Source organism: Magnetospirillum fulvum MGU-K5, from assembly GCF_000442515.1.
In the GTDB taxonomy this organism is placed as follows: domain Bacteria; phylum Pseudomonadota; class Alphaproteobacteria; order Rhodospirillales; family Magnetospirillaceae; genus Phaeospirillum; species Phaeospirillum fulvum_B.
Genome location: NZ_AQPH01000106.1, coordinates 1 through 7225 on the forward strand (window position 1 = coordinate 1; position 7225 = coordinate 7225).

4 protein-coding genes are annotated in these 7225 nt (G+C 59.9%); 3 read left to right on the forward strand and 1 reads right to left on the reverse strand.

What is annotated here, in order from left to right:
- On the forward strand, window positions 1-304 hold a 304-nt coding region (locus tag K678_RS19210), incomplete at its 5' end, for a hypothetical protein (RefSeq protein ID WP_021133597.1).
- Between the two features lie 526 nt (window positions 305-830).
- Here K678_RS19210 and K678_RS18015 read toward each other — a convergent pair.
- Window positions 831-2978 carry a PAS domain-containing sensor histidine kinase gene (locus K678_RS18015; protein WP_051185969.1) on the reverse strand — a complete coding sequence of 716 codons (2148 nt, stop codon included), beginning with the start codon at window positions 2976-2978 and terminating at the stop codon, window positions 831-833.
- Window positions 2979-3173: 195 nt separating this feature from the next.
- On the opposite strand from K678_RS18015, the gene K678_RS16400 reads away from it, so the two are divergent.
- Both K678_RS16400 and K678_RS16405 read left to right on the forward strand, forming a co-directional pair.
- Window positions 3174-6551: a chemotaxis protein CheB gene (locus tag K678_RS16400; RefSeq protein ID WP_081673316.1), complete on the forward strand. Its 3378-nt coding sequence runs from the start codon at window positions 3174-3176 to the stop codon at window positions 6549-6551.
- Window positions 6552-6678: 127 nt separating this feature from the next.
- Window positions 6679-7225: extracellular solute-binding protein (locus tag K678_RS16405; protein ID WP_021133600.1), on the forward strand; the 547-nt coding region annotated here is incomplete at its 3' end.

Below are 7225 nucleotides of genomic sequence, written 5' to 3' on the forward strand. Positions count from 1 at the left end.
TGCTACCTCGCTGGTGGTCGGGATCATCGTTTATGGCTTGTCCCTGGCCGGTCAGCAGTCGTTGCGTTCCGAACTGGAGCAGCTCAACACTCTGCGCAGCGATATCGACAAGCGTTTCGCCGCGGTTGAGGATCTGGCCAGTCGGCTCGAATCGCTTGATCATCGCGTTGTCGCGGTTGAGAAGACGTTGCCCCCCGCGCCGGTTGCCGAGCCCGCTCCGGCTGCCGCCGAACCTGCCCCGGCCGCTCCCGCGATTCCGGCTCCGGCCGCTCCCGCGACTCCGGCTCCCGCCGCGCAGCCGTAAGTCCGACCGGACGGATCGCTTTTGAAAAAGTCCGTTCCGCAGGGGGTGTCCTTCCTGCGGATACGGGCTTTTTTATTGTCTCCAGAAGGGACGTCGCACTCTGTTCCGCTCTGCCGCCGAGCTAGAGCCGATTCCATTCAAATGGAATCGGCTCTAGGATATTGCCTAAGGCCGCAGCCCCTCCGGGGCTGGCGTGGCTCAAGCGCCGCTCGGGCTTGTCGCGCATTCCACTCTGACGTCGTTTGAGTGGAATGCGCTCTAGGTCCTGTCCCCATAAACGTCACGGTCGCGACGCGAGGAATTTTGGCGGCCGGGCAGGCGATTGACCCGCCGTGGACCCGTCGTCCACAAGGGGCAAGCAACGAACCCGGCCACCAAAAGGCCCGCGTCCCTTCGGGCTGCGGAAAAAACGACACACTGGGGCGTCGAAACGCTTGTCCATAGCACCCCTATGCCCATCGCGTTTCTCCTGCCATTGCGCCATTTTTTCCAGCAGCGCGGCGCGCGAGGTTTATGAGGACAGGACCTAGGGCCGGTTGGGCAGGGCAATCGTAAAGGTCGCGCCCTGGATCGGGTTGGATTCGACCCAAATGCGGCCCTGATGCTGTTCGACGACCTTTTTGCAGATCGCCAGTCCGATCCCGGTTCCTTCGTACTTATCCGGGGTATGCAGGCGCTGGAAAATACGGAAAACCGTTTCGTAATAGGCAGGTTCGATGCCGATGCCATTGTCGCTGACCGAAATGTGATGTTCGGCGGTGGTGGTCACCGACCGGATCCGGATGATTGGGGGGCGGTCGGGCGCGCGGTACTTGATGGCGTTGCCAATCAGGTTCTGGAACAGGCGGACGAGATCGGTGTAATCGCCACGGATGGTGGGGAGAGGGCGTGCGACGTCGAGCATGCCGCGAGACTCTGTCAGCGCCGCAGAGAGATTGGAGATCGCTTCATCCACCACTTGGGACAGGTCGACTGCTTCGACCGGCTTGGTGTTGCGGCCGATCCGGGAATATTCGAGCAGATCGACGATCAGCCGATCCATCCGCACGGCCCCGTCATGGGCAAACGCGATGAATTCCCGGGCGGTATCGTCGAGGTGGTCGCCATAGCGGCGTTGCAGCAGCGAGACATAGCTGGAGACCTGACGCAGCGGTTGGCGCAGATCGTGGCTGGCAACATAGGCGAATTGTTCAAGTTCGGCGTTTGACTGAGCCAGATTGCGGCTGTTTTCGTCCTGCTCGAGGACCGAGCCGACCAGACGGGACAGCAGGCGCATGAACTCGATATCGCCCTCGTCAAAGCCGCGGGCTGACGGTTGCGAGGAATAGAACGCGATCGTGCCATAGGTGCGGCCGCGCTGGCGGATCGGCGCGCCGAGATAGCTGTTGACCCCGTGCAGGCGGTGGGCGGGGTGGTTGGCGTACGGGGTGTGGGCGAGATCGGGCAGGGCGAGGACATTACCGGTCTCCATCACCAGGGCGCAGAACGTCTCTGACAGATCAATCCGGGTGCCATCGATGATTCCGGCTTCGGGCGGGGCGCTGTGATACTCGATGGTCGATCCGCCCTCGTTACTGCGCGTGATCTGCCCGACGGTCAGACAGAGATGACGGCGACCGAGATCAAGCGCGGCCGCCAGTTGCTGTGCCGCGCCGAATCCGCTGGGCAGGGCGGCGATTTCACTGAGCGCTCGCAGGTTGTTGTACTGGCGTTGCAGCCGTTCGGTACGCTCTTTCAGGTCGATTTCGATCCGTTTGCGATCGGTGATGTCTTCATGCACCACGACCACTTCGGGGATGACGTTGCCACCGCCCTGAATCGGGTAGATGTGGGCGTGAACCCAGCGTTCCGGGCAGTCACGTCCCTGGGCGGGAACGTGAACCGCCGGGACATCGACGCTCTGTCCGTCCAGGGCGTGGCCGAGATGGTGGTCCATCTCCAACGCTTTGGGTGAGGCGGCCCCGCCTTGCGACGGATTCGACGGGCCACGGCCCCATAGCTTGGTCCAGGCGCGGTTCGACATTCGCGGTGTGCCGTGGGAATCGACGATCTGAACCGCCATCGGGTTCTGTTCGAAGATGGCGCGAAAGCGCGCCTCGGACTCGCGCAATGCCAGTTCAGCCGCTTTACGATCGGTGATATCGAAGGCGGTGGTCAGACAACGCCAGCTTTCGCCCCACGAGGATCCTAGCGGCACGCTTTGCAAAATGACCGGGAAGGGGGGGCGCTGTTCGGGAAGCAGCCACAACTCCGTTCGCGCGCTGCCATCGCGCACCTGAAGGAAATGCTCGTCAAGGGTGCGGCGGCTTGACCCTTCCACAAAAAGAAGAAACGGCTTTGCGACGATTCGCCCTTTGGAGCGTCCGAGCATTTCCATGCCCGAGACATTAACCTCTTGGACCAGAAAGTTGCTGTCGATAATGAAGTAGCCCGCCGGGGAGTTTTCAAACAGGTCGTGATATTTTTGACTTGTTTGCTCCAGATTCATCTGGGTCAGGCGCAATTGTTCGTTTTGCGCCTTTAGTTCTTCCTGGTGAACCTGAAGAGAGTGCAACGCCTCGGTCATCTGCTCCTGGGTGGAGAGAGCGACCGGTTCGCGATCGCGAAAAACCTGGAGTTCTGCTTCAACGGCAGCCAACTCCAATCCCATTTGTGCTTTGGTTTTTCGCGACATATCTGTCTTGCTCATTGGTAGAGTTTAACGGCAACAATCCGCGTAGAACATCGAAGTCGCTTATGGCATAAGTCATATATCAAATGACTTGAAGGGCGGGGCGGTTTCAACTGTAATTTTTAATATCATGCGATAGCCTTGATATGAAAATCAAAGCGAAGTCCCCGCAATAATCAAGTCAGGGAAGGGGGTAGGGTGAAACGGCCCAAGGAAGACGGTGTGTCGGCCAAAACGTCGCGTGCGACTCCTCCGGCAACGGCGGGAACGGCGTCATCCGGGACTCCTGGACGCAAATCCAGGGCGCGCCGGAACGATCTGTTCGTCGTTGGCATTGGAGCCTCGGCCGGTGGACTGGAGGCATTGCGCCCGTTTGTCGCCAATTTGCCCCAAGCCTCGACGATGGCCTATGTCATCGTCCAGCACTTGTCGCCGCAATACCGCAGTATGATGGTGCAGCTCCTTGGCCGTGAAACCAAGCTGCCGGTTGAGGAGATCAAGGACGGGCTGGTGATGGTGCCCAACACGATCTACATCACCCCGCCGAACAAGGACGTCCGGGTCAAAAACGCGACGTTGTGGCTGCGCGAACCATCGGCACCGTTGGGGCCGAAGCCGTCGGTCGACGTGTTCTTTTCCTCGCTGGCCGAGGATTTGGGCCAGCAGGCCATCGGGGTGATCCTGTCGGGAACCGGCAGCGATGGGGCGCATGGAATGCGCGCGATCAAGGCCTGTGCCGGCCTGACCGTGGCCCAGGATCCAGAAACCGCGAAATATGACGGAATGCCGAAAGCGGCGATCGATTCCGGCTGCGTCGATCTGGTGATGCCGCCCGATGCGATCGGACCGGAACTGGCCTCGATTTCCCGGTTTCCCCGCCCCGTGGTGGTGCAGAAATCCGAGCACACCGAAGCGCGCGACACCATCAACGAAATCTTCCTGCTGGTCCGCAAGCGAACCGATGTTGATTTCACCCAATACAAGACCAACACCGTCCGCCGCAGGCTGGAACGGCGGATGGCGGCGAATCGGATCGAGACGCTCGATGCCTATCTTGAATTCGTGCAGCGCCATCCGGCCGAACTCGATTTGCTGTGCAAGGACATCCTGATTTCGGTCACGTCGTTCTTTCGCGATACCAAGGCGTTCGAGGATATCAAGACAACCTTGGGGGAACTCCTCGCAACCAAAAAGCCCGGCGACAGTATCCGTATCTGGGTTCCGGCATGCGCCACCGGCGAGGAAGCCTATTCTTTCGCGATGATGCTGAACGATCAATTGGGTGAGGAGATCGGCCAGTACAAGGTTCAGGTGTTCGCCACCGACATCGATCTCGATGCGATGCGCCATGCCCGTAAGGGGGCTTATTCGGCGACGACGGTCGAAACCCTTGATAAGCTATATCTGTCGAAATATTTCGATGCGATGGGACAGATTTATCAGGTCAAGAAGCCAATCCGGGAGATGGTTGTTTTTGCCCGGCAGGACCTGATCAAAGACCCACCTTTCGTGAAGGTCGATCTGATCAGTTGCCGTAATGTTCTGATCTATTTCAATGCCGATCTTCAAGATCGAATTTTCCAGATGTTCCATTATGCCCTGTCGCTTCAGGGCTATCTGTTCCTGGGGAAATCGGAATCGGTCGGTCACTGCGCCGATCTGTTCCGGCCGGTCAAGGCCACCTCGAAAATCTTCCAGAAGCGGATCGTTGCGCCGCGCTCGACCAACCCGGTGTTTGGCGCGTTTCGGATCAAGCCGCCGGAATCTGTGGAATCCAGCCGGTCCGCCAGTGCCGGATCGATCGAGACGATCGTTCGCGAAGGCTTTATCGATGCCTGTATGCCGCCCAGCGTCGCGGTGAACGAGAATCTCGACATCCTGTATTACCATGGTGATGTTGACGGCTTTATCCGCTTCCCTCAGGGCCTGCCCAACCAGAATCTGGGCAAGCTGATCATCGAGGAATTCCGCATCGATCTGCGCGCCCTGGTCCACCATGCCCGCGAAAAAGGGGCGGTGGCGATGGGACCGAAGCGTCAGCTCAAGGTCCGCGACGGCGATATCTGCGCCCGCTTGGCGGTGCGTCCGCTGAAGGGCGAGGGCGGGCATGAGACCCTGTTCCTGATCAGTTGCGACAAGGTCGACCTTCCGATTCTGGATGGAACCGAGGACGTGCTGTTGCCGTCCGGCAATGAAGCCCGTCTGATCGAGCTCGAGCAGGAGCTGACCGCGACGCGCGAGCATCTCCAGACCGTGGTCGAAGAGCTGGAGACTTCGAACGAAGAGCTTCAGGCGCTGAACGAGGAACTTCAGGCCGCCAACGAGGAGCTGCAATCCTCGAACGAGGAACTGGAGACCTCGAACGAGGAGTTGCAATCGACCAATGAGGAACTGACCACCGTCAACGAAGAGCTACAGGTGCGCACCGCCGAACTGGCCGGGGCCAATGCCGATCTTCAGAACATCCAGGACAATATCGGCTTCCCGCTGCTGGTGGTCGACAAATCGTTGCGAATCACCCGCTTCACCCCGCAGGCGGCGCGGATGTTCGGTCTGCTGCCGTCGGATGCCGGGCAGATGATCACCGCGGTTCCCAGCCAGTTCCATGTGCGCGATCTGAAGGCGCTGTTGGTCACCGTGATCGCCAGCAGCACCTCGCATGAGGAGATTATCGAGGTCGACGGCCGCTTCTATCGGATGGGGGTCTATCCCTATCGCGATCTGCGCGATCAGACCGCTGGTTCGATCATGAGCTTTATCGACGAAACCGAATTGCGCACCACCCAGCGTGAATTCGAAGCCACCATCGCCAATCTGCGCGAGACTCAGATCGAACTGCGCGAGGCCAAGGAAGCGGCCGAGGCGGCCAACAATGCCAAGTCCGACTTCCTGGCCAATATGAGCCACGAATTGCGCACGCCGCTGAATGCGGTGCTGGGCTTTGCGCAATTGATGGCCGACGAGATGTGGGGGCCGCTGGGCGACGAACGCTATCGTGAATACGCCAACATCATCGTCGATAGCGGCCAGCATCTGCTGTCGCTGATCAGTCAGGTTCTCGATATGTCGGTGATCGAGGCTGGCCGCACCATCCTTCACGAGGGCACGGTGCGGATCAACGAGGTGATCGCGGCAACCCAGCGGCTGATGTCGTCGCAGGCCGAACGCTGCAACATCCGGCTGGTGACCGATCTGGACGACACTTTACCCTGGGTCTATGGCGATCTGACCGCGATCCAGCGTGTGCTGTTCAATTTGGTCGGCAACGCGCTGAAATTCACCCAGCCCGGCGGCCAGGTGACGGTGTCGGCTCAAGTCGAGCCGCAAGGAATGGTGGTGCGGGTGGCTGATACCGGCATCGGCATCAAGCCGAGTGACCTGTCGCGGGTGCTGATGCCGTTCGAGCAAGGCGGCTTGCGCACCGTGCGCGAACGGGAAGGGGTTGGGCTGGGTTTGCCGATCTCGAAATCGCTGATCGAATTGCACGGAGGGTGCCTGTCGATCGAGAGCGAGGAAGGGGTTGGAACAACCGTAAGTATACTCATTCCGACCGAACGGCTGCTTCATCGCCCCTGATCGCGCCTGACCTCCGATTGTCCGTTGACATTGCGCGGAACTGCCCGGAAAACTCTCCCCGTTCCGGGGCCTTGGGGGCGTGCCGGAGGGAGTCCTCTGTCTCCATCGAGTAGAAGGGGTGTAGACGATGCGTCTTGGCTTTACCGGTCTCGTGGCCCTGGCGGCGACGGCTTCGATTCTGTCCTTCTCGGCGCGCGCCGAAGAGGAGAAGGTTCTGAATGTCTACAACTGGTCCGACTATGTCGCGCCGGACACGTTGGAGAAATTCACTCAGGCTACCGGCATCAAGGTGAATTACGACGTCTATGACGGCAACGAAATCCTGTCGACCAAGCTTCAGGCCGGTCGTTCGGGCTATGATGTCGTGTTCCCGTCTGCGTCGCCCTTCCTGGCCCAGCAGATCAAAGCCGGAACCTATCGCAAGCTCGATAAGTCGAAGCTGCCCCATTACGGCAATCTCGATCCGGCGGTGATGAAGACGCTGGATGGCGTCGCCGATCCCGGCAACCTCTACGCCGTCCCCTATATGATTGCCGCCACCGGAATCGCTTATAACGTCGACAAGCTGGCCAAGGTCGCGCCGGGTCTGAAGCCCGACAGCTGGTCTGTGCTGTTCGATCCGGCGATCGTGTCAAAGGCGAAGAGCTGCGGCGTCAGCCTGCTCGACACCCCGA

Bases quoted from the DNA above. Each gene is read 5' to 3' on its own strand.
- K678_RS18015 (WP_051185969.1), bottom strand. From the start codon at position 2,978: ATGTCGCGAAAAACCAAAGCACAAATGGGATTGGAGTTGGCTGCCGTT.